The sequence below is a fragment of the Acetobacter sp. P5B1 genome, from assembly GCF_018811985.1.
GTDB classification, from domain to species: Bacteria; Pseudomonadota; Alphaproteobacteria; order Acetobacterales; family Acetobacteraceae; genus Acetobacter; species Acetobacter cerevisiae.
The window spans coordinates 15,198-36,154 of sequence record NZ_JACRVS010000011.1; the positions used below are offsets into that span (position 1 = coordinate 15,198).

The following is a 20,957-nucleotide window of genomic DNA, read 5'->3' on the forward strand; positions in this document are numbered from 1 at the left end:
GCTGGTGTCTCGTCTCTCTTTTCTGCTGGCATGCTCAACTGTCTGCACGACAACCGGTTTTCTGTTCTGTATCGAAAAAGCTCAGGCTCAGGCTTTGCCTGCCGGTACCGCGCAGACTGCGCAAACACTTCAGCCCACAGTTGAGAAAAAATCCGCTCAGGAAAAAAAGACGGCACAGACCTCTGCACGCAAGGTGCAGCAGAACGATACGGCTAAAGGAAAGCCCTCGGGGCAGGAAACCGTCTCTATTCAGCCGGCTCTGGCAAACACGCCGGAGCGCGTGACGGTCACCGCCCATCTGGACCGTGCCAGATCAGAACTCCAGCCCGATACAGGGGCTACGGTTTACCGTTTTGACCGTAAGGCGCTGGAAACTATTCCGGGCGGGGATAATACCCCGCTGAATCAGGTGCTTTTGCAGGCTCCCGGTGTGGCGCAGGATAGCTATGGTCAGATCCATGTGCGTGGTGACCATAACGAAGTGCAGTTCCGGCTGGATGGCGTACAGCTTCCTGAAGGTCTGAATGTGTTCGGTCAGGCTCTGATGACGCGCTTTGCAGATAGCATGTCCCTGACCACGGGCGCGCTGCCAAGTGAATTCGGATTTTTGCAGGCGGCTGTGGTGGATATCACCACCAAGAACGGCACGACCAATGCAGGCGGGAACGCCTCCATTTACGGTGGCGCACGGGATTACTTTTTCCCGTCTCTTCAGTATGGCGGCCATCAGGGGAAGTGGGATTACTTCGCGACTGCAGATTTTGTGCATGATCGCGTAGGGATTGAAAACACGACCAAATCCTTTAACGCCGTGCATGATCTGAGCAATCAGTATCACTTCCTCGGGCATCTCCGGTACACAGCGGATGAAAATACCCGGATCAGCTTTATTGCCGGTGTGTCTAACGCGGAGTATCAGCTGCCAAATAACCCCGGTCAGCAGACGCAGTTTGCAGAACCCTCTTATACCGGGAGTAATCTGGCGCAAAAGCTTGATGGCAGTGTGGATAGTGCCAGTCTGAATGAACATCAGAAGCAGATTACGGATTTTGCTATTCTGGCTCTCCAGAAAGAAATTGGCGCGTTCAGCCTGCAAAGCTCCGTTTTTACTCGTTATAGCAGCCTGCGTTATTCACCGGATGAGCTGGGTGATCTGGTTTATAACGGTATTGCCCAGCGGGCGGCTCGGTCCATTTTCTCCACCGGCACACAGCATGACGTGACCTGGCATGCTGCAAAAGATCATACCGTACGCTTTGGCTTCCAGGTTTTTGTGGAACGCACGGTCTCCAAAACTGATTCCACGGTCTTCGGGGCAAACGGTGTTGATGAGGATGGCAACCCGACCTTTGATTCAGCGCCTGTCAAAGTCTATGACGGCAGCGGTAAGACCGGCACGGTTTACGGCCTGTATGCACAGGATGAATGGACGCCTCTGCGCAACCTGACCATTAACTACGGTCTGCGTTTTGATGGAGTAAGCGAATATACCAGCCAGAAGCAGGTCAGTCCGCGTCTGAACGTTGTCTGGAAACCCTGGAAAGGGGCCACGCTGCACGCAGGTTATTCCCGCTACTTCACTCCGCCGCCGTTTGAAGTGGTCAGCAGCTCTGCGCTTTATAAATTTGCAAACACAAGTTCTGCTGCAGAGGTTATGCAGAACTCAACAGTTAAGGCGGAGCGCGACCATTACTTTGATGCCGGCATTCAGCAGCAGATCCTGCCAGGCTGGCGCGTGTCTTTTGATGCCTATTACAAGCTGGCTGATAACCTGATTGATGAAGGGCAGTTTGGCGCGCCAATCGTGCTGAGTGGCTTTAACTACCGTAAAGGTCAGGTGAACGGCTACGAGGTCAGCACTTCCTATGACAAGGGGCCGCTGTCTCTTTACGGGAATTTCTCATGGTCTCGCGCGATTGGCAAAGATATCACCAGTGCGCAGTTCAACTTCGGGCAGGATGATCTGAATTACATCAGCCATCGTTGGATTCATCTGGATCACGACCAGCGCTGGACGGCCTCTGCCGGGGCGGCTTACAGCTTCTTCCACAAAAGCTGGCACCCGCTGCGGGTTTCCGCCACCATGGTTTATGGCAGTGGCCTTCGCGCTGATGGTGATGTGCCGAACGGGGCTGTTGTGCCGCAATATGCAACGTTCAACTTTGCCGCGGTGCAGACTTTCAAGAACCTGTTTGGGCATTCTTTCCTTGGCAACACGCAGCTTCGGCTTGACGTTACCAACCTGTTTGACCGCGCCTATCTGCTGCGTGATGGCAGCGGTATTGGTGTGGGAGCGCCGCAATATGGTCTGCGCCGGACTATTCTGACGGGTATTACCCAAAGCTTCTAAATATCAGGTGTCAGAAAATAATTTACTCTAATACGTAAAATATTTTCTGACTTTATATGCTCTGTATAATGAATTTAGCCCCCAGTCCTTTTACGGATTGGGGGTTTTTGTAATAAAATCCATAAAAAATTTCTGTTAACCATCCTGAACGGGTGATAGAGGACTATCTGTTCAGCATGGCAACATTTTTCTGCACAGGATTGTGCAAGCGTCTGCTGTACTATGCGGCATAGCAGCCTGTTAATTGTAAACACGCTTAGGGCAGAGTAAGAGCCACATTCGCATACGGAAACCGTATCGGATGTTTGGGAGAGCACGAAATGGTACAATCAAGACGGAACATACCCAGTATGTCTGACCAGTCTGAGGACCATGTAAACGATAGTGAAGAACGGGATATTGTCTCTCCCGGGGCTGATCTCGGGCAGAGAATGAAGATCCTGCGTAAGGCCGCCGGGCTGACGCAGCAGCAGGTTGCGGATGCGCTGGGCGTGTCACGGCCAGCCATTGCGTTCTGGGAGACGGGACGGGAAGGGAGTGCGAGAAAGCATATTCCCAAACTGGCCGCCCTGTTTGGTGTGGAGCCGGAAATTTTCCTCACGGGTTATGTGCAGGAAGATATCGCTCTGACAGTCACGCCGGATGAATATGATATCCTGCGCCTGTACCGCATGCTTGATCCGTCTCGTAAGGTTTCTGCCCAGAAGTGGATAGAACGGCAGGTCAAAATGTGGCGCAAAAGCGAAGGCAGCCTCTGACGCAGACTTACGCACGCGGACATGTGAGGGAACTCGCAGCCAGCTAACCCGCTTACACACTCAATCGGAGGAACGATAAAACAGGGAGAGCACAATGAAACGTGCCGCCTTTTTTCTGCTGGTTGGGATGGGAACTCTGCTGACGCTCAGCTTTGCTGAGCCGGTGCGGGCATCAGACGTGATGCCCGCTGTGGTGGAAGTTCCTGCTGTGGAAGGCGGTCTGTATCATGTGGATGGCCTGCGTACACAGGTGGTTTTTTCAGTCTCCTGCCTGAGTGTCAGCTGGTATCATGGCTTGTTTTCTGGCGTGTCGGGTTCTCTCCAGCTTGATTCTGCCCATCCTGAACAATCCCATGTCGCGTTGCGCTTACCTGTGCAGTCCCTGACGACAACTTCCGGTTCCGTCACAGAAACGCTCTGGGACGAAGGCTGGCTGGATGTCCGCAAATATCCGGATGCCACGTTTGTTTCGACACAGATTGTGTCGGATGGTCTGTCACAGGCCAAAGTAGCCGGACGTCTGACACTGCATGGCGTGACACGGCCCGTAACACTGCATGTCCATTTTGTCGGGGCAGGCAAAAACCCGATGGATCACGATTATACCGTCGGGTTTGAAGCCCACGGAACCATTCAACGCAGCGCTTTTGGGATCAGAAACGCCATGGCCGCTGTGGGGGATGATGTGAAGCTGACTCTGACGGGCGTTTTTGAAAAAAGCCCGTCAGGCACAATCCACTAAGTCAAAATCAGGATGTTTGCAGGGCAAGAGCGGCAGTGGTCGCCACATCTTTGCGCAAGGCGATAACATTGCCTTTCCCGTCCGGGTGGACACGGTTGGTCAGGATCAGGACAAATGTTTCCTTGTCCGGCACCAGCCAGAGAGAGGTGCCGGTAAAGCCGGTATGCCCGAAGGAATTCGCCGGGAAATATTCGCCGCGTGGTGACGAATAATGCGTTGCGATATCCCAGCCTAACCCGCGCAGATCAGACTTACCGGCAGGTTGCTGTGGGGTGGACATCAGCACAAGCGTTTCCGGGCGCAGCGGGAAGGCTGAGGGTAGCCCGGCCCGACGAGCCAGCAGAGCATGCGCATAGGTCAGCATATCATCCGCGCAGGAGAACAGGCCGGCATGCCCGGCAACGCCATCCATGCGGCGCGTGGTGGGGTCATGCACCACGCCACGGAGCAACTGGTTCTGCTCATCATACTGGGTAGGGGCTATGGCATCGTGCAGGGCGCTGTCCGGTAAAAAGAAGGTGCGGGAGAGGCCAAGAGGCTGAAGGATGTTTTGCGTTGCATAAACATCCAGAGAGAGGCCCGAAAGTTTTTCAACAATCAGCCCCAGCGTAATGAAATTGATATCGCTGTAAACAAACCGCTCACCCGGCGGATGGACAGGGACAGCGTCCATCACACGTTGAACAGCAGCTTCCTTGCCGTGCCAGGGCGTGGACAGATCAAGGTCGGGGGCCAGACCGGAATAGTGGGTCAGCAGCAGGCGGACGGTAATGGCCTGTTTCCCCTTGGCAGCAAAGGCCGGAAGATACGTGCTGACCGGTTCATCCAGTTTTACAAGGCTGCGTTCATACAGCTGCATAATGGCCGGGGCGGTGATCAGAACCTTGGTCAGAGATGCCATGTCGAACAGGGTGTTCCATGTCATCGGTTCTTTATGAGGAACCAGCGCCCGGTTCCCAAAAACACCTTTCCACAGCGTTTGTCCGGCCTGACCGATGGCCGCGACCGCACCGGGGGTTTTGCCCTCCTGAACCGCTTTCTGGAAAATCGGATCGAGAGTGGCAAAGCGCCCTGTGGGCGCGTTTTGTGCCCATGCGGCGTTCATGCCGAGCAGACCAAGTCCGGTGGCCAATGTACCGGTTTTCAGAGCCATACGGCGGGAGAGGCGGAAGGAAGCAGGCATGAACAAGTGTCCGGAGCAAAGGAAACAGGTATCAGAGGCGAGAGTGTAAAAGAGAAGTGTCTTGTTGCGCTAGCGTGATGGCAGATGTTGTACGGAAAAGTGCTGAAAAGGTGCGCGCACGCCCAGACACCATCAGTCAAAGGGCAACCTGCTTCACGTACCGGAACGTCAGATTAAAGCGGGCAGGGCCGGTTAGTGGGTGCAAACCTTGTTCCAGTGGTTTGACCCCATGATAATGCAGCCGGGCTTTGCCACCCCACACCAGAACATCCCCATGTTCCAACAAGATGGGATGCGCGCGCGTGGTGCGTTGCAGGCCGCCCCATAAAAACAGGATGGGCAAACCGAGTGAGACAGAGACGATCGGCTGGGTGATATCGCCTTCATCCTTGTCCTGATGCGCTGTCATACGGGTGCCGGCTTCATAGCGGTTAATCAGGCAGGCATTGGGCTGAAAGCCTTCAAAGCCCGCAGCGGCAGCACTGCGGCTGGCAAGCTGAAAGAGGAGGGGCGGCATGGCGGGCCAGGGGGCCTGTGTGGTCGGGTCTGTGCGCGTATAGCGGTAGCCTGCCTGATCGGTAATCCAGCCCCATGTGCCGCAGCTTGTCATGGCGACAGACATTTGCCGCCCTCCGGGTGTCAGCATCCTACGGAGGGGGGCTGCGTGCAGAACCGGGGTGAGGGCGCGCAAGATGTCTTCTGCCTGCTCCAGCGCAAAACCCCGTAGCAGAGTGGCACCCGGGCTGAGCGTGACGCGTTTGGGTCGGGTGTCTGTCAGCCCGAGATCCATCTGGCCAAAACCCATCTGCGGCGGCGTGCTGTCTGGCATGAGGAGACCCTTCTGGCAGAATGAGACCAAAGGGTGCCGAACCAGAGCTGCCGGAGCAATGGAAATTATTTCCGTAAAAAGACAAATGCCCCGCAGAGGCAAAACTGTCTCTGCGGGGCACTGTAAAGCAGGAAGCCGTCAGCTGGTTTCGTTGATCAGGAAACGAGCGTGCGCTTCTGAGGCTCAACTCCCGACATATTCGGGACTTCGGCAGCCGGTTTAATCAGTGTGACCAGCCCGACCACCACCAGATTGACCATCAGAGACAACAGCCCCGTTGAGATCATGCCGGAGAGCGGACCAAGTGCGACCATATGGATGGGTTTCAGCCCGTCCATCCAGCACAGGCCCAGCCCGAAAATGCCGCCCACAGCCCAGCCCGCCAGCATGGCAACAGCCGAAAAGCGGACACGCAGCAGGCCAAGGATGAGTGCCGGGAAAGTCTGGAGGATAATCACGCCGCCCAGCAGCTGGAAATCAATGGCGAATTTGGCGTTCAGGAACAGCACGCACAACAGAGCGCCAACTTTAACGGCGAGCGCCGTGATGCGGCTGGTGCGAACCGGGTCTTTCTGCGGAGGCAGCAGGTTGTTAGTCACAAGGTTGGCCGCCCCAATGGCCATGACAGCTGCCGGAACCAGCGCACCCACCGCAATGGCGGCAAAGCAGAAGCCGCTGAACCATGCCGGAAAGATCTTCTGGAACAGCAGCGGCACAACCATGGTGGCATTGTCCGTCTTGATGCCTGCGGTGTGTGCCATCAGTCCCAGCATGGCAATCAGCCCCAGAACAATGGTGTAGATGGGCAGGAACACGGCATTCTGGCGAATGGTGTCCGCAGATTTTGCCGCCAGAATACCGGTGAGCGTATGCGGATACAGGAAGGCCGCCAGAGCGGAGGAAAGCGCCAGCGTGGCATAAGGCAGGCCCTGACCGGCATGCAGAACCGGCTGGCTGGTATCAGCCCCGGCAAACAGCGCGGCATAGCCCCCCATGTGCAGCGGAATGACCGTAACCGCCACCAGAACGGCGATGTAGATCATGATGTCCTTGATGAAGGCCGTCAGCGCAGGAGCATGCAGGCCGCCGAGCCATGTATAGGCGGCGAGTGAGACAAAGGCGATGATCAGCGGGATATCGCCCGGCAGGCCCAGAGCCTGAATGACCGTACGGATGCCGATCAGCTGGAGAGCGATATAGGGCATAACCGCCACCAGGCCGGTGATGGCTACCACAATTTCCAGCGGACGGCTGTTAAAGCGGGCCCGCACAAGGTCCGCTGCCGTGGCATGGCCCCCGGCATGTGCCAGTTTCCACAGGCGCGGCATGACGAGAAAAATGAACGGATAGACGATGATGGTATAAGGCAGCGCAAAAAAACCATACCCACCCGCTGCATAGACCAGTGCTGGCACAGCGATGACGGTATAGGCGGTATAGAAATCGCCCCCGACCAGAAACCATGTGACCCACGCGCCAAACTGGCGGCCACCGAGGGACCATTCCTCATCAGACGAAACAGTCGCACTTTTCCCGCCGCCGAACAGCCCGCGGAGCCACTGGATGGAACTGCCGATGATGATGGTTGCCGCAAAAAAGAGGATAAAGACGCCCAGCGCCCAGGGGTTAATGCCGGTCATGCGTCATGCCCCTTTTTCCAGACAATCCAGATGAGAACGGAGGTTACCGGCACCCAGGCAAGCTGGTACCAGTAGAAAAAGGGGAAGCCAAACAGTACGGGCGTGTAGCGGTCGTACAGGGGCGTCCAGAGCAGCCCGAGGAAGGGCAGCAGGAGCAGCAGATACAGGATTTTCATTTTAAAACGACCGGGTTTGTTATTTTTTATTTTGGACCCGAATAGTCATGCACGCAGGCGCGGGGGTGTCAATTGCTTGTTGCGGGCTCAGGGGGAATTGATGCCCAGAGTGCGTTTTTCCAGCAGGAAAGCGGTATTTTTGCCAGCCTTGTCATAACACAAAGGGGATAGCTGGCCCCTTTTCGGTTCTGGTCTTTCAGGAGAGCGCTCTGAAAGACCAGTAATATTGGAAGGCTGCGTTAGTTGATTTTTCTGTGTTGTAACACTGTATTGAGGCGGTCACTGTACTGGCGGTAGCTGCCTTCCSGCACACAGCCCATTTCTTCCAGATCCTCAAGGTCTGCCCCATGGTTGATCCATGTGTTCACTTCCCGGAAGTCCAGCGCGGGGGGGATGGTGTGCGCTTCAAACACCAGCGGGTTTTCTTCCCCCTGTGTGGCGCCAAACGGCATGAAATTTTCAGCCGCCGGCACCTTGCTGCCCTGCAGGCTGATTTCACCGCAGACAATTTGTTTGTCACCAGAGCTATGGGTGCTGATTTTTCGGAACTTCGGGTGGTCCTCTGCAAAGCGGGTGCTCAGCATATGCAGGGTAGATTTTACAAACGGGCTTGCATTCTTGTCACTGCCATCAACCACCGTCTGCGCATGTGCTGCGCCCACGGAGGGGAGCAGAGACAGGCCTTGCAGGCTCAGGCAAAGAATAAGGGCACGTTTCATGGTCAGGTCCTTCTTGCATGCTGGGCGCATGGTGCCTTGCCAGAACAGGAAGATCAATTCCGCCCTGTTCTGGCAAAGGGATAGATAGGGTTACAGTCTGCGGCCTGCGGGGCTGATGCCGCCACAGGTCAGCCGACCGCCGGGCATCGGGTAGGGCACGCCAGTCGTCGCGGGCAGGGAAAGGGGCAGCCCGCGCAGACTACGCACGGCCAGAAACCCGAAACATTCGGCCTCCAGTGCATCACCATCCCATCCCAGAGTTTCGACGGGCTGCACCGTGCCGGATAGTCTTTCCGCCAGCATATGCATCAGTGTCGGGTTGTGTCGCCCACCGCCGCAGACAAACCAGTGCAGTGGTTGCTCTGGCAGCGGGGTGCTGGCAATCGCGGCAGCAGTAAAGGCGGTGAGGGTAGCAGCCCCGTCCTGAACGCTCAGAGTGGAAATCTGTTCCAGCGCCTGATGGAAGCTTAGCCGGTCGAGCGATTTCGGCGGCGGTTTGTGGAAGAAGTCATGCGCCAGAAGGGTGGAGAGGCAGTCCATATCGACCGTTCCCTGCGCAGCACAGGTGCCGCTAAAATCGCAGGGCTGGCCGGTATGGCGGAACATCCAGTCATCCAGCAAAGCGTTCCCCGGCCCGGTGTCACACGCCAGTACGTCGCCAGATTTAGTCATGAGGGTGAGGTTGGCAACGCCGCCAATATTTAGCACAGCAGCGGGCGTGGCGTGCCCATGCAGCAGGGCTGCATGGTAAAGCGGAGCAAGTGGTGCGCCTTCGCCCCCTGCCTGAACGTCAGCGGTGCGGAAATCATGAATGACGGGCAGATCCGTCGCGGCAGAGAGGCGGCTGGCATTGCCAATCTGCCATGTGCGGCCAGGTGCATGCAGAATGGTCTGTCCATGCAGGCCAATAACATCCACAGGAGTGTTTCCTGCTTTGGCACGCACAGCCTGCACGGCCTGCGTGTGCACGTCGGTCAGCGCCAGTTCTGCGTCCAGCAGGTCCGCATCATCCGCGGAAAGGCTGGCTGCGCGGTCCAGAATATCGCGCAGTCTGGCACGGAGGGCGGTATCATAAGGGACTGTCAGAGACGGTCCGTGATGAAAAACCCTGATACCATCTGTTGTAATGAGCGCGGCATCCACGCCGTCCAGAGAGGTGCCGCTCATTAGGCCGATGGCTGTCAGCGGCGTGCGTGTTGTATTTTCCTGTGCATCCTGTGCGGAGAGAGACAGATCAGCTGAAGAATCAGTCCCTGTCATGGTGTAGCACCAGCAAAGGGTGCTGCACTGTCTATGCCGGGCAAAATGCGCCCCGTGCTGACCTGCCAGAGCAAAATACGGTCCTCACCATTGGTGGACACATGCAGGGCCAGAAGGTCATCCCGCACACGGGCCATGCTGATCAGATGTGTGCCAGCAGGCAGAACCGGACGCGCGGGGGCATCCTGCAAGGGAACAGCCGGGGCAGAAAGAGCGGCACTGGTGGAGGGCGTATGAGACCCCATCCGGTGGATAATCACGCCCACCAGCCCAAGGGTGCCCACCACAATCAGAATACCCATCCCGATGACAGCCGCCATCAGTGCTTTGGGCGTGCCCGGCGTTTGTTCCATAGTCTGTCCTGCTTGTCTCTGCTCAGCGCGCCGAGGCGGTCTGGATGTGGCGCTTCATAGTTTGGATCACAGTCGGTAGCCCATCAAAAATGGCCTGCCCGATCAGGAAATGCCCGATATTCAGTTCCATGATTTCGGGAAGAGCTGCAACGAGGCCGACATTTTTATAAGTCAGTCCATGCCCTGCATGCACTTCCAGTCCTGCAGCGGCGGCCTGTGTTGCTGCTGCGTGCAAACGGTCCAGTTCACCAGCGCGGCCTTCGGCATAGGCTCCGGTATGCAGTTCCACCACCTGTGCGCCTGCGGCAGCGGCGGCCTCAATCTGCGCGGGGTCCGGGTCGATAAACAGAGAAACGCGAATGCCTTTTCCCGCTAAAGCCTGAACACGGGGTTTCAACGCGGCGAGTTGTCCGGCAACGTCCAGGCCTCCTTCCGTGGTCAGCTCTTCCCGCCGTTCCGGCACAATGCAGCACGCATGCGGCAGCAGTTTGCAGGCGAGGGCGACCATCTCATCCGTGGCAGCCATTTCCATATTGAGCGGCGCTTCAACCTCTGCGCGCAGGCGCTGGAGGTCGGCATCCCGAATATGGCGGCGGTCTTCCCGCAAATGCGCGGTAATGCCATCCGCGCCGGACTGCACAGCCAGCAGAGCAGCAGCAACCGGGTCTGGGTGAGCGCCGCCACGGGCATTCCGAACAGTGGCGACGTGGTCAATATTCACTCCAAGCCGAATGGCGGGGCGGGATGTCGTCGTCATGATGCCTTCCTTCGGTTTTCGACCAGTTCTGCTGCCAGCCTCAGTGCGGCCAGCAGGCTGCTCGGGTCAGCCTGTCCAGTCCCTGCAATGTCAAAAGCTGTGCCGTGGTCAGGCGATGTGCGGATAATAGGCAGGCCCAGCGTGATGTTCACGCCTTCCGCCATATCCAGCGTCTTGAGCGGGATAAGACCCTGATCGTGATACATGCATAACGCCACATCGTACCGGGCACGTGCGTCCGGCGTGAACATGGTGTCCGGCGGCAGGGGGCCGAAAATGGTCATGCCTTCGTCCTGCAAGGTGCGGATGGCAGGGATGATGCAGTCCAGTTCTTCACGGCCCATCAGTCCGCCTTCGCCCGCATGCGGGTTGAGGCCCGCAACTGCCACGCGCGGGTTGGTCAGGCCAAAATCGCGCTTTAATCCCTGCACCGTGGTGCGGGCGGTGCGGATAATCAGTTCTGGCGTCAGCTGCTCAATCGCCTTGCGCAACGCCACATGCACGGTTACCGGCACAACCTTGAGCGACGGGCCAGCCAGCATCATGACATCCTGACCGGGCACGCCGCAGAGTTCAGCCAGATACCCCGTGTGGCCGGGATGCGTGAACCCAGCCTGCTTCACCACGTCCTTGCTGATGGGGTTAGTGACTACCGCAGAGGCCTCACCAGCCTGCACCAGACGCACGGCCTGCGTGATGCTGTCGATCACGCTGCCTGCGTTCCGGCTGTCCGGCGCGCCGGGGGTGACCGGCACAGCCAGAGATAACGGTAAAACCGGAATGGCATCCCGAAAAACCGTTCGGGCTTCATGAATGTTTCCAAGAACACGAACAGGAGCCTCTGTTTCCAGAAGAGCCGGGTCTCCCAGAAACGCAAAGGCCGGTCCGCTTTCCCGGAGCGCCTGCCAGGCCTTCACGGTAATTTCCGGGCCTATGCCTGCCGGGTCACCTTGTGTCAGCACCAGCATGGTGGTCAGTCCCTCAGTGTTTGTGTCAGTGGGTTTTCCGGGCAGCCAGTGCGTAAAGCACCCGGATCCATGAGCGCATGCCCTTGTGGAAGCAGGTCAGGTCATACTTCTCATTCGGGGAATGAACGCGGTCATCTTCCAGCCCGAAGCCGATGAGCAGGGAGTCCATGCCCAGAGCTTCCTGCACTTCCGTCACCACAGGGATGGAGCCACCACAGCCGATGACGGCTGCTGGATGTTGCCATTCTTCTTCCAGCGCCTTCAGGGCAGGCGGCAAGAACGGCATATCCGCAGAGACGATGCTGGCGCGGGAGCCACCATGTGCCGTGAAGTCTGCCTTACAGTCTGCGGGCAGGCGGGTTTCAACATGGGCACGGAAGGCCGCACGAATGGCTTCCGGATCCTGATCGCCGACCAGACGGAAGGAGACTTTCGCCATGGCTTTGGAGGGCAGAACCGTCTTGAAGCCCTTTTCCTCATAGCCGCCGCTGATACCGTTAATCTCGCAACTCGGGCGGCACCATGTCTGTTCAAGAGCCGTATAGCCAATCTCGCCGGCAGGCAGGCTCAGGCCAACCGGAGCAAGACCTTCTTCGTCACTCGGGCCGATCTTGCGCCACAGGGCACGCGTTTCTTCCGGGATGACCGGCACGCCCTCATAAAAGCCCTGCAGTGTGACACGGCCCGTTGCGCCGTCGCGCAGGTCAGACAGGATATCGCACAGAAGCTGAATAGGGTTACGGGCCGCGTTGCCATACATACCGGAATGCAGGTCACGGTTTGCGCAGGTAATGGTGACTTCCTCGCCCACCATGCCGCGCAGCATGGTGGTGATGGCGGGCATACCGCGGCCCAGCATGCCGGTGTCACAAATCAGCGCAACATCGGCTTTCAGTTCATCCCGATTGGCTTCCAGAAACGGCAGCAGGTTTACGCCACCAGATTCTTCCTCGCCTTCAATCAGCATGGTCACACTCAGCGGCAACGTGCCGTCGGCAGCGCGCAGGGCGCGGCAGGCCTCCACAAAGGTCATCACCTGCCCTTTGTCATCGGCAGCGCCGCGGGCTGTGATTTCCATGTCCCCGGTCGGTCCTTTGACGAGAACCGGTTCAAACGGAGCGGAGGTCCACAGGTTTAGCGGGTCAACCGGCTGCACGTCGTAATGGCCGTAGAACAGCACATGCGGGGAGCCTTCCGGTCCTTTGGCATGCGCCACAACCATCGGGTGGCCGGGCGTTTCACGCGTGCTGGCGTCAAAGCCAATCTCGCTCAGCTCCTTCACCAGCCATTCCGCTGCCTTGCGGCAGTCGGGGGCATGGTCGGGCTGGGTGGAAATGCTGGGAATACGCAGCAGGTCAAAAAGACGCTTCAGGCTGTCATCCAGCCCTTTGTCTGCCAGATCAAGAGCGGCCTGTTCTGTCATTTTTTCATCCTCTGCATCGTAGGGCTCAAATACGTCAGGCTCAGCGGCCTGTGATGCTCATGCAATCACACGATTTGAAGGCAGAGGAAAGGTTAGAAACCGTCTGGGGTGAAATCAGCCAGAAATTGATACAGCAGGTTGGGCGTGTACCCGTATTCCACTGCCTGCACCGCTTGCGGTTGGATGACGCGATACCAGGTGGGATCAAACTGGCTGGAAAGCTGCACCGTATCCGGCATGCTCTTGTCCGCATGCAGCAGGTGGATAAACGGGGAGAGATGCGCCAGTTCCGGGTTTTCCGGCCTGTTGCGAATGTAGACTTCCGGGTTGAAAAACAGGTGCCCGGACCGATGTTCCTTGTCGCCTGACCGCAGGAAATGGTCATAGCCGTTGGCAAACCCGTTTTTCTCCAGGTTGGCCAGACTGATATCGGGGGAGCGGGATGTATAATACCGTTCGGAGAACAGATAGTGGGGGGACTGCGTTTTGAACCCGCTGCGGCAGTAATGCTCAAAACCTGACCGGCAGCGGTTGGCTGCAATCTCAGCCAGTGCTTCCGAGCAGTTCCGCCGATACCATTCTTCATCAAAATAGCGGTTAGGAGAATGACCGGAAAACGCCCCCTGATCCTCGTACCATGCCTTGAGATCCGCATCCGGGAGCGAGATGACGTCTCCCAGAACAGTTTTATATTCCTGCCGGTACCACTCTGGGTCAAAGGCTTTCCAGAGGGGAGGGAACTGGAGAGACGTCATCGCATCAGCCTTTCTTCAAACCAACGAGAAGAGCAGGGCGCTGGAGTTTATCAGCCCTGAGCGCGGCGGTTGCGCCAGAGTTCCGCAAAATCGATCTGCTGGACCACAATTGGCAGGAAGCCGGCTTCACGACTTAACGTAACCAGCAGGTTCCGCGCCCCGGGGAACAGCAGGCGCGGGGCTTCAATCAGCAGGAGCGGCTCAAATGTTTCCGCCGTCGAATGATTGAGTGTGAAAATCCCGGCATAGGTCATCTTGGTTTCAAACAAACGCACCGGCTCTTCACCATTCGGGCCCGGAGCCGTCTGGCCCTGACAGTGCATGACCAGCTCGACCTCAAAATTCGGCATGTTTTCGCCAATCTGATTGGCGCGGACATCAACCATAATGGCAATCTGCGGCCGTTCCTGAGCAAGGGCATAAACGGTCGGGGCGCCAATAACCTGAAATGTGACGGCCTTGACGTATTGGATTCCCATCAAAACGCCGGGTTTTGCGGAGGAACTTGCAGCGCCGCCAATAGAATCTGTCATAAAATCGTTCTGGTCAGCCATGGTGTGCAAAGGCTCCTGTCGTCAAATTTCAATCTATGGTGGGTAAGGAAGAAAAGCGCCAAAGTACGGGATGAGTAACAGATTAGTGCCTGATGTGCGAGGGGGGTAGTCCGTTTATTGCCCCATGAGAACAGTATTAAAATATCAAACCTTAACAAAAATTTGGGGTATAGCGAGGTAGTCGGCTCTTGCGTCTTTTCTTTCATCTGATTCCTTGCTCTCCGTACACTGGAAGGCTACGAGAAACCCATGATCAGACTCACTGTTGTTATCCCCTTCCTGCTGGCTCTTGTCATTTTCAGCGCCAGTAATCAGGACCCGCTGGATATGTGGCTGCTCACCTATAGCTGGAAGTGTTCAGCTGGGGTGCTGGCCCTGATCGTCGCGGCGACGGGCTTTATCATGGGGGCGTTCTGCCTGTGGGCAGCCGAGCTGGTGCAGCGCCGCCGCGCCCGCAAGGCGGAACAGCGGATCAAAGAGCTGGAAGCTCAGCTGGCGCAGGTGCAGGCGGCGTCTGCCGTTGCTCCGCAGGTTGTGGCTCCCGCATCATCCGTGACTGGTCATGCCTCTCCTTCTCCCGTGCAGGAAGATCGTATCTGACATGAAGCGTAAGACTGGCCTGATTGCGGCACTCGATACACAAAATGCCGCGACGGCGCAGGCATGGGCGCAGGCGGTGGCGCCATCCGCCGGGGCGGTAAAGCTTGGGCTGGAATTTGCCTATGCGGCAGGGTTTCAGGCTGTGGCCGATGTAGCGGGCGCAACCCCGCTGTTTCTGGACCTTAAGCTGCACGATATTCCCAATACGGTTGCTGCGGCCATTAAATCCCTGTCTACCCTGCGCCCCAAAATGCTGACGCTGCATGCCTCTGGTGGGCTGGCCATGATGGAAGCTGCCCGCAAAGCGTGTGACGAGGCTTTTCCGGCTGATGCCCGGCCCGCGTTGCTGGCTGTTACAGTGCTGACCAGTCTGGATGATCACGCTCTGGAACAAACCGGCGTGATGGACGGCGCACGGGCGCAGGTGCTGCGTCTGGGCAAGCTGGCCATGCAGGCCGGGATTGATGGGTTGGTCTGCTCTGCGCATGAGCTTGCTCCCCTGCGGGATACGCTGGGTGATGCGCCTTTGCTGGTCACGCCGGGAATCCGGCCCGCTGGCAGTCAGGCGGGAGACCAGAAGCGGATTATGACTCCCCGGCAGGCCAGTGAGGCCGGGGCCGACTGGATTGTAGTCGGTCGTCCTATCACGCAGGCAGCAGATCCGGCCGCCGCTGCGGCTGCCATTGCGGCAGAACTGGCCGCGTAACATGGCACATGATCCGGCCTCTGGTGCTCGTGGTGTTAAAATTTGCGGGCTGACGGAAGAGGCCGGGTTTGATGCCTGCATCACACATGGCGCGGACTGGGTGGGGTTCGTGTTTTTTGACCGCTCCCCCCGCTGCGTGACAGCCGCGCAGGCCCATGCGCTTTCTGCCCGGCATGCAGGAGGCCCTGCGCGCGTCGGGCTGTTTGTGCATCCTGATGATGAGACCCTTGCCCGTGTGCTGGAGGGTGTCTCGCTGGATATTTTGCAGATCTATGCTTCTTTTGAGCGGGCGACTGAGGTGCGTGCGCGCTTTGGGTTGCCTGTCTGGCTCTCTCAGCCAGTGTCTGCGCGCGCTGATTTGCCGGCGCACTGCCCCGCCGGAGTGGAAAGACTGCTGATTGAGCCAAAGCCGCCCGCCAGCGCGACGCGCCCCGGAGGCAATGCCCAGCAACTGGATTGGGGACTGATGAAGGGCTGGATGCCGACTTTTCCGTGGATGCTGGCGGGCGGCCTGAACCCGGCTAATGTGGCGCAGGCTGTGGCGATAACCGGGGCTCCCACGGTGGATGTGTCCTCCGGGGTGGAAAGTGCGCCCGGTATCAAAAGCCCGGATGCCATTGCCCGCTTCATCCAAAATGCCCGATCGGTCACTTTTTCGGCCTGACGGGCAAAAACGCTCGTTTTCCCTCTTGCCTGATCCGTCAGAATTGCTATTACCACTCCCGCGCCGGAGAGATGGCCGAGTGGCTTAAGGCGCACGCTTGGAAAGCGTGTGTACGTTAATAGCGTACCGAGGGTTCGAATCCCTCTCTCTCCGCCAGATAACTTCAAAAAATATCTGTTTTGATAGAGTTATCTTGATAAGCCTTTTCAGGCTTATTCCTGAAATCATCACTGAAAAATTTCACCAAAGCAGTTTTTTAGCGCGCTTTGGCTTCTGAGGCGTTTGAGAAAACACGCTTCTTCCAAGAGAGCTGATAGTGCTTCGTGCAGGACAGGGTCCTTCTTCCCTGAGTTGCACCTAAGCTGTCTAAGACAAGCCTTCCTCCACTAGGCCTCATCCGATGCACGGAACCAAAGCCATGATCAGGTCCTTATAGATACTGTCTGGGGCGGCGCTCGGGGCCTCATACCCACAGGAAGGATCGCTTATCATGATTACCGTGCATCATCTGGACAATTCACGTTCCCAGCGGATTCTCTGGCTGCTGGAGGAGCTGGAATTGCCCTATGACATCAAGTTTTATAAGCGCGATCCCAAAACCATGATGGCCCCAAAATCTCTGCGGGCCATTCATCCCCTGGGCAAGGCTCCCGTCATCACAGATACCGATGGTAATGTGACGCTGGCAGAAAGCGGGGCGATTATCGAATATCTCATCAATAAATACGGCAATGGCCGACTGGCACCTGCGCGCGATACACCCGAGTACATCCGCTTCATCTACTGGCTGCATTATGCAGAAGGGTCGGCTATGCCACCGCTTTTGCTCAAACTGATATTCGGGATGCTGCCAGAAAAGGCCCCTTTGCCTTTCCGCCCGTTTGCATTCCTGATTGCGAAAGGAGCGCAGGCAAAATTCATTAATCCGCAGGTCAAACTGCATATGGATTATTGGGAACGCAGCCTGTCAGACAGTGCATGGTTTGCCAGTAATGATTTTACCGCAGCGGATATTCAGATGAGCTTCCCTCTTGAGGCCGCTGCCGCCCGCGCCGAGGCAACGGACGGTCGGCCTCACGTGAAAGCGTTCCTGAGCCGTATTCATGACCGCCCCGCGTATCAGCGCGCCCTGCACCGAGGAGGGAAGTATGCTTACGCGAATAATGATAGCAAGCCTGCTTCCTGAGTAAGGGGAACGGTGATCCCTCCGTCACTTATCCACGTGATATTTAACGGTCACCAGGTGGTCATGCTCGATCACGGGAATACCGTTTTTGATGGGGCGTCGATAGTTCTCATTGCGGCAATAATCCAGAGAGATATCGTCCAGATCAGGCTTTTCGCTTGATATGATCCGGCAGTTTACGTTGTGGCCGTCTTTGCTGATGTCGGCCTTCATCACAACGGTGGCTTCCGCGTTGTTCTGTGCCGTCGGTTCTGGAGAAGCCGGTGCAGGCTGGACAGGCTGAGACGCGCTCATATCGTCCGCAGGTGCCGGGGGCTTTTCCTGCGTTGCGCATGCCGCCAAAAGAAGTGTGAGCGTTGCCGGGATAACTCTTTTCAAATTCGCCTCCTGCGGGATTTTGAAGACGATAGCCGTAAGGTGAGGAACTGGAAACGGCTTCTTCCTGTTCAGGGTCAGGGTGCTTTTTTCTCGGTTGCGAGACATCCCTGTCGCGTGCAGTGGCGATGGAGGAAATCCTGCTTCCCATCCCATGAACGCTGGAGCACCCACGGGGACCACTGGTGGCCCAGAAGGTGACAGATGAAGCGTGATCTGAACCATCTCATGATTGAGTTTTTCCTTTCGTAATCAGGTGTTTCTGATCTTTTTTAAAACAGAATTTTCTAAAAGTTCTTTTGATAATCATAAGAAAATCGAGGCTAATTCAAGAGGGGGTTTGTCCCAAAGCCGGCTCCATCCACGCGGCAACATTCAACAAATGGTCATCGCGCATGTGATGCCCCATTGCCATGATTCCAACCGGCGCAGAGCCGTGCTCATGGCATGGCAGGCTGATGGCGCAACGGTCCAGAAAATTGGTGATTGTCGGGTTGCGCAGGAGCAGGAGGTTGGTGGCCGCGTAAACGGCATCATCGTGCAGATCATCAATGCGGGGGGCGATAATGGGCACCGTGGGCATCAGGATGGCGTCATACGCATCCAGTGCATCAGCCGCTTTGGTAATCAAGGCGCGGCGGCGCAGCCGGAGTGTGATGTAGTCAACGGCAGTCTGTTTTTTGCCTCGCAAAATCCGCTTTAAAACAAACGGATCATAAAGATCCGCGTACTCTTGAATAAGTTTTTCATGCCATGTGAGGGATTCCGGTGCGGGGAAACCGCCCAGCGCGTTAATTTCCGGCAGCGTGTCCAACTCCGGAAAGGTCACGTCTGTCAGGATAGCGCCTGCCTGCTCAAGCCTTTGGAGGGCGTGCTCATAGGTGCGGGCCACAATGCTGTCCATGCCGACGGTCACGTAGTTACGTAGAACACCCAGACGCGGCGCGCTGATGCTGTCTGCCACAGGCGCATCCGTCGGGTTAATGCTTTGCCCGGACAAGGCGCGATCCGCTGCCCAGCAGCAGGACGCAGTACGTCCCAGACTACCGATGGAATCCAGCGTAAAAGACAGAGGAACTGTGCCAGCGGTGGAAATGCGTGAGGCGGTAGGCTTGTAGCCAACAAGCCCGGTCAGGGCAGCGGGGATACGGCACGAGCCGCCTGTGTCACTGCCAATACCGACCGCAGCCATGCCATCTGTGACTGAGATGGCCGCCCCGGAGGAGGAGCCACCCGGAATACGACGATTTGCTCTGTCCCACGGGTTAGCGGGTGTGCCTGTATGCGGATTGATGCCTACACCCGAGAACGCAAATTCGGTCATGCTGGTGCGGCCAATGGAAATCAGCCCGGCTTTGCGCAGGTTGGCAATGGCCGGGGCGTCCTGTGTGGCGGGGGCGGCGTGTTCCAGAACGCGGGAGCCTGCTTTGGTCACGGACCCTGCTTCATCAAACAGATCTTTGACTGAGGCAGGGAGGCCTGAAAGAGCGGGAAGGGGGCGACCCTGCTTGCGCAGGCGGTCACTCTCATCCGCCGCAGCGCGAGCGGCTTGGGCATGCACGGCGACAAACGTGCGGGAACCCTCACCCTGTGGGTCCGCAACGCGGTCCAGCGCCTGTTCCACCAGATCCCGACTGCGCAGCCTGCCGTCCGCCAGAGCCTCTGCCATAGAAAGAAGGGACTGAGGGGCAGTGCTCATACAGACAAACTCCGTCTTGCGTCCCGCGTCAGGCGGGCGACTTAATCGTGGGTATGCGATCAGGCTGCGGGAGCCGGGTCTTTCAGCGTTACAATCAGCGGCACATGGTCGGACGGGCGTTCCATGGCGCGCTCTTCCTTGTCAGGCTGGGCATCAATTAGCCGCTCCGCAACGCGGGGGGAGAGCAGAGCGTGGTCAATCCGCAGGCCGCAGTCGCGCTGCCATGCTCCGGCCTGATAATCCCAGAACGTGTAGGCGGTGCCGGTAGGGTGGACGGCGCGCAAGGCATCTGTCAGTCCCAGCCAGACCAGACGCCGCCATGCGGCCCGGCTTTCAGGCCGCACCAGGGCATCATCAGGCCCCAGCGCGCCGGGGGCATAGTCTTCTGCTGTCGGGCAGACGTTATAATCTCCGGCCAGCACAAAATCGGTTTCAGAATTTAGGAAATTTTGAGCGCGGCAGGCGAGCGCATCGAAAAACGCCAGTTTGGTTGCGTAGCCCTCTTCCCCGCCAGAGTTGCCGTTGGGCAGGTAGAGGTTGCCCAGCGTCAGCCCTTGCGTGCGCACTTCAACATAGCGAGCTGCGGGGTTTTCAAACCCCGGCAGGTGGTCGGTGGTGGTCTCAAAGTCACCGCGCACCAGTGTCGCCACCCCATTGTAGGATTTCTGGCCCACAACGGCGCATTCATACCCGGCGTCCTGAAAGACTTCGGCAGGAAACTGCGTGGTTTCGCATTTGATTTCCTGCATCATCAGCACGTCTGGTTCATGGCGTTTCAGCCAGTCCAGAATCAGGTCTTGCCGTTGACGGACTGAATTGACGTTCCAGCTGGCGATTTTCATGCGACGGAAAAGCTCGTGCCGCACCCGCAGGAGGACGCTGCATTCGGGTTATTGACCGTGAAATGCGCGCCCATCAGCTTGTCTGCAAAATCCAGCTGCGCACCGGCCAGCAGGTCGAGGCTGACGGGGTCTACCACCACCAGAGCTTCGCCCTTGTCCAGTCTGATATCATCCGGTGCAATATCGTCCGGCCCGATCAGTTTGAACTGATACTGGAAGCCATTACAGCCCCCGGCTTCCACCGCCACGCGCAGCGCGGCAGGTGGGGCTTTCCCCTCTGCAGAAGCAGAAGCGGTGCGTGATGCAATCACGCGGGCAATGCGCGCGGCTGCGGCATCGGAGACGGAAAAGGGCTGGGGCTGGGTCATGTCTTTGTAGATAGCGTGCGCGGGCTCTGGTTTGAAGGGGCAGTGAGGGC

23 protein-coding genes and 1 tRNA gene are annotated in these 20,957 nt (G+C 57.6%); 8 read left to right on the forward strand and 16 right to left on the reverse strand.

Annotation, left to right across the window (positions count from 1 at the left end; all coding sequences use genetic code 11):
• Position 1: 1 nt before the first annotated feature.
• The 3 genes from KP703_RS08850 (at position 2) to KP703_RS08860 (ending at position 3,850) form a co-directional block, all read left to right on the forward strand.
• On the forward strand, positions 2–2,350 hold the full coding sequence (locus KP703_RS08850; RefSeq protein ID WP_373687466.1) for a TonB-dependent receptor: 2,349 nt from the start codon (positions 2–4) through the stop codon (positions 2,348–2,350).
• 350 nt (positions 2,351–2,700) lie between these two features.
• A complete protein-coding gene (locus KP703_RS08855) occupies positions 2,701–3,108 on the forward strand; it encodes a helix-turn-helix domain-containing protein (RefSeq protein WP_062142696.1) in 408 nt (135 codons plus the stop codon).
• A 94-nt stretch (positions 3,109–3,202) separates the two neighbouring features.
• Complete coding sequence (locus tag KP703_RS08860) at positions 3,203–3,850, forward strand: YceI family protein (protein WP_252353956.1); 648 nt, start codon at positions 3,203–3,205, stop codon at positions 3,848–3,850.
• Positions 3,851–3,857: 7 nt separating this feature from the next.
• Here the strand turns inward: KP703_RS08860 and KP703_RS08865 are convergent, their stop codons facing one another.
• The 12 genes from KP703_RS08865 to KP703_RS08920 form a co-directional block, all read right to left on the reverse strand.
• Positions 3,858–5,033, reverse strand: coding sequence for a serine hydrolase domain-containing protein (locus KP703_RS08865; RefSeq protein WP_215754556.1), 1,176 nt, complete (start codon positions 5,031–5,033; stop codon positions 3,858–3,860).
• Positions 5,034–5,169: 136 nt separating this feature from the next.
• A complete protein-coding gene (alkB, locus tag KP703_RS08870; RefSeq protein ID WP_373687464.1) occupies positions 5,170–5,862 on the reverse strand; it encodes a DNA oxidative demethylase AlkB in 693 nt (230 codons plus the stop codon).
• A 155-nt stretch (positions 5,863–6,017) separates the two neighbouring features.
• Positions 6,018–7,502 (reverse strand): sodium:solute symporter, encoded by a 1,485-nt coding sequence (locus KP703_RS08875; protein WP_215754557.1) that lies wholly within the window; start codon positions 7,500–7,502, stop codon positions 6,018–6,020.
• Positions 7,499–7,678, reverse strand: a complete 180-nt coding sequence (locus KP703_RS08880) for a DUF3311 domain-containing protein (RefSeq protein WP_062142706.1) — start codon at positions 7,676–7,678, stop codon at positions 7,499–7,501. The genes KP703_RS08875 and KP703_RS08880 overlap by 4 nt, the downstream gene beginning before the upstream one ends.
• Positions 7,679–7,917: 239 nt before the next feature.
• Positions 7,918–8,397, reverse strand: a complete 480-nt coding sequence (locus KP703_RS08885; RefSeq protein WP_252353957.1) for a hypothetical protein — start codon at positions 8,395–8,397, stop codon at positions 7,918–7,920.
• Between the two features lie 90 nt (positions 8,398–8,487).
• Positions 8,488–9,657 carry an anhydro-N-acetylmuramic acid kinase gene (locus KP703_RS08890; RefSeq protein ID WP_215754559.1) on the reverse strand — a complete coding sequence of 390 codons (1,170 nt, stop codon included), beginning with the start codon at positions 9,655–9,657 and terminating at the stop codon, positions 8,488–8,490.
• A complete protein-coding gene (locus KP703_RS08895; protein WP_062271394.1) occupies positions 9,654–10,010 on the reverse strand; it encodes a hypothetical protein in 357 nt (118 codons plus the stop codon). Before KP703_RS08895 ends, KP703_RS08890 begins: the two co-directional genes overlap by 4 nt.
• A 22-nt stretch (positions 10,011–10,032) precedes the next feature.
• On the reverse strand, positions 10,033–10,767 hold the full coding sequence (locus tag KP703_RS08900; RefSeq protein ID WP_215754560.1) for a pyridoxine 5'-phosphate synthase: 735 nt from the start codon (positions 10,765–10,767) through the stop codon (positions 10,033–10,035).
• The gene (gene pdxA, locus KP703_RS08905) at positions 10,764–11,735 is read right to left on the reverse strand and encodes a 4-hydroxythreonine-4-phosphate dehydrogenase PdxA (protein WP_215754561.1); all 972 of its coding nucleotides are present in this window, start codon (positions 11,733–11,735) and stop codon (positions 10,764–10,766) included. Before pdxA ends, KP703_RS08900 begins: the two co-directional genes overlap by 4 nt.
• 25 nt (positions 11,736–11,760) lie before the next feature.
• Positions 11,761–13,158 carry a dipeptidase gene (locus tag KP703_RS08910; protein WP_215754562.1) on the reverse strand — a complete coding sequence of 466 codons (1,398 nt, stop codon included), beginning with the start codon at positions 13,156–13,158 and terminating at the stop codon, positions 11,761–11,763.
• A 92-nt stretch (positions 13,159–13,250) separates the two neighbouring features.
• Positions 13,251–13,913 carry a hypothetical protein gene (locus tag KP703_RS08915; RefSeq protein WP_062271402.1) on the reverse strand — a complete coding sequence of 221 codons (663 nt, stop codon included), beginning with the start codon at positions 13,911–13,913 and terminating at the stop codon, positions 13,251–13,253.
• A gap of 50 nt (positions 13,914–13,963) precedes the next feature.
• Positions 13,964–14,467: a protein-export chaperone SecB gene (locus KP703_RS08920; protein WP_082779356.1), complete on the reverse strand. Its 504-nt coding sequence runs from the start codon at positions 14,465–14,467 to the stop codon at positions 13,964–13,966.
• A 249-nt stretch (positions 14,468–14,716) separates the two neighbouring features.
• On the opposite strand from KP703_RS08920, the gene KP703_RS08925 reads away from it, so the two are divergent.
• The 5 genes from KP703_RS08925 (at position 14,717) to KP703_RS08945 (ending at position 17,623) form a co-directional block, all read left to right on the forward strand.
• Positions 14,717–15,067, forward strand: a complete 351-nt coding sequence (locus KP703_RS08925; protein WP_215754563.1) for a lipopolysaccharide assembly protein LapA domain-containing protein — start codon at positions 14,717–14,719, stop codon at positions 15,065–15,067.
• A 1-nt stretch (position 15,068) separates the two neighbouring features.
• A complete protein-coding gene (gene pyrF / locus KP703_RS08930; RefSeq protein ID WP_215754564.1) occupies positions 15,069–15,773 on the forward strand; it encodes an orotidine-5'-phosphate decarboxylase in 705 nt (234 codons plus the stop codon).
• A 1-nt stretch (position 15,774) separates the two neighbouring features.
• A complete protein-coding gene (locus KP703_RS08935; protein ID WP_215754565.1) occupies positions 15,775–16,437 on the forward strand; it encodes a phosphoribosylanthranilate isomerase in 663 nt (220 codons plus the stop codon).
• 65 nt (positions 16,438–16,502) lie between these two features.
• Positions 16,503–16,593, forward strand: a tRNA-Ser gene (locus KP703_RS08940).
• A gap of 334 nt (positions 16,594–16,927) precedes the next feature.
• A complete protein-coding gene (locus KP703_RS08945; RefSeq protein ID WP_215754566.1) occupies positions 16,928–17,623 on the forward strand; it encodes a glutathione S-transferase in 696 nt (231 codons plus the stop codon).
• A gap of 24 nt (positions 17,624–17,647) precedes the next feature.
• Here the strand turns inward: KP703_RS08945 and KP703_RS08950 are convergent, their stop codons facing one another.
• The 4 genes from KP703_RS08950 to KP703_RS08965 all read right to left on the reverse strand — a co-directional run bounded on the left by KP703_RS08950 (position 17,648) and on the right by KP703_RS08965 (position 20,907).
• Positions 17,648–18,001 carry an energy transducer TonB gene (locus KP703_RS08950; protein WP_215754567.1) on the reverse strand — a complete coding sequence of 118 codons (354 nt, stop codon included), beginning with the start codon at positions 17,999–18,001 and terminating at the stop codon, positions 17,648–17,650.
• A gap of 325 nt (positions 18,002–18,326) precedes the next feature.
• Positions 18,327–19,697 (reverse strand): amidase, encoded by a 1,371-nt coding sequence (locus KP703_RS08955; RefSeq protein WP_215754568.1) that lies wholly within the window; start codon positions 19,695–19,697, stop codon positions 18,327–18,329.
• A gap of 59 nt (positions 19,698–19,756) precedes the next feature.
• On the reverse strand, positions 19,757–20,539 hold the full coding sequence (locus KP703_RS08960) for an exodeoxyribonuclease III (protein ID WP_215754569.1): 783 nt from the start codon (positions 20,537–20,539) through the stop codon (positions 19,757–19,759).
• Complete coding sequence (locus KP703_RS08965) at positions 20,536–20,907, reverse strand: iron-sulfur cluster assembly accessory protein (protein WP_061507537.1); 372 nt, start codon at positions 20,905–20,907, stop codon at positions 20,536–20,538. Before KP703_RS08965 ends, KP703_RS08960 begins: the two co-directional genes overlap by 4 nt.
• Between the last annotated feature and the right edge of the window lie 50 nt (positions 20,908–20,957).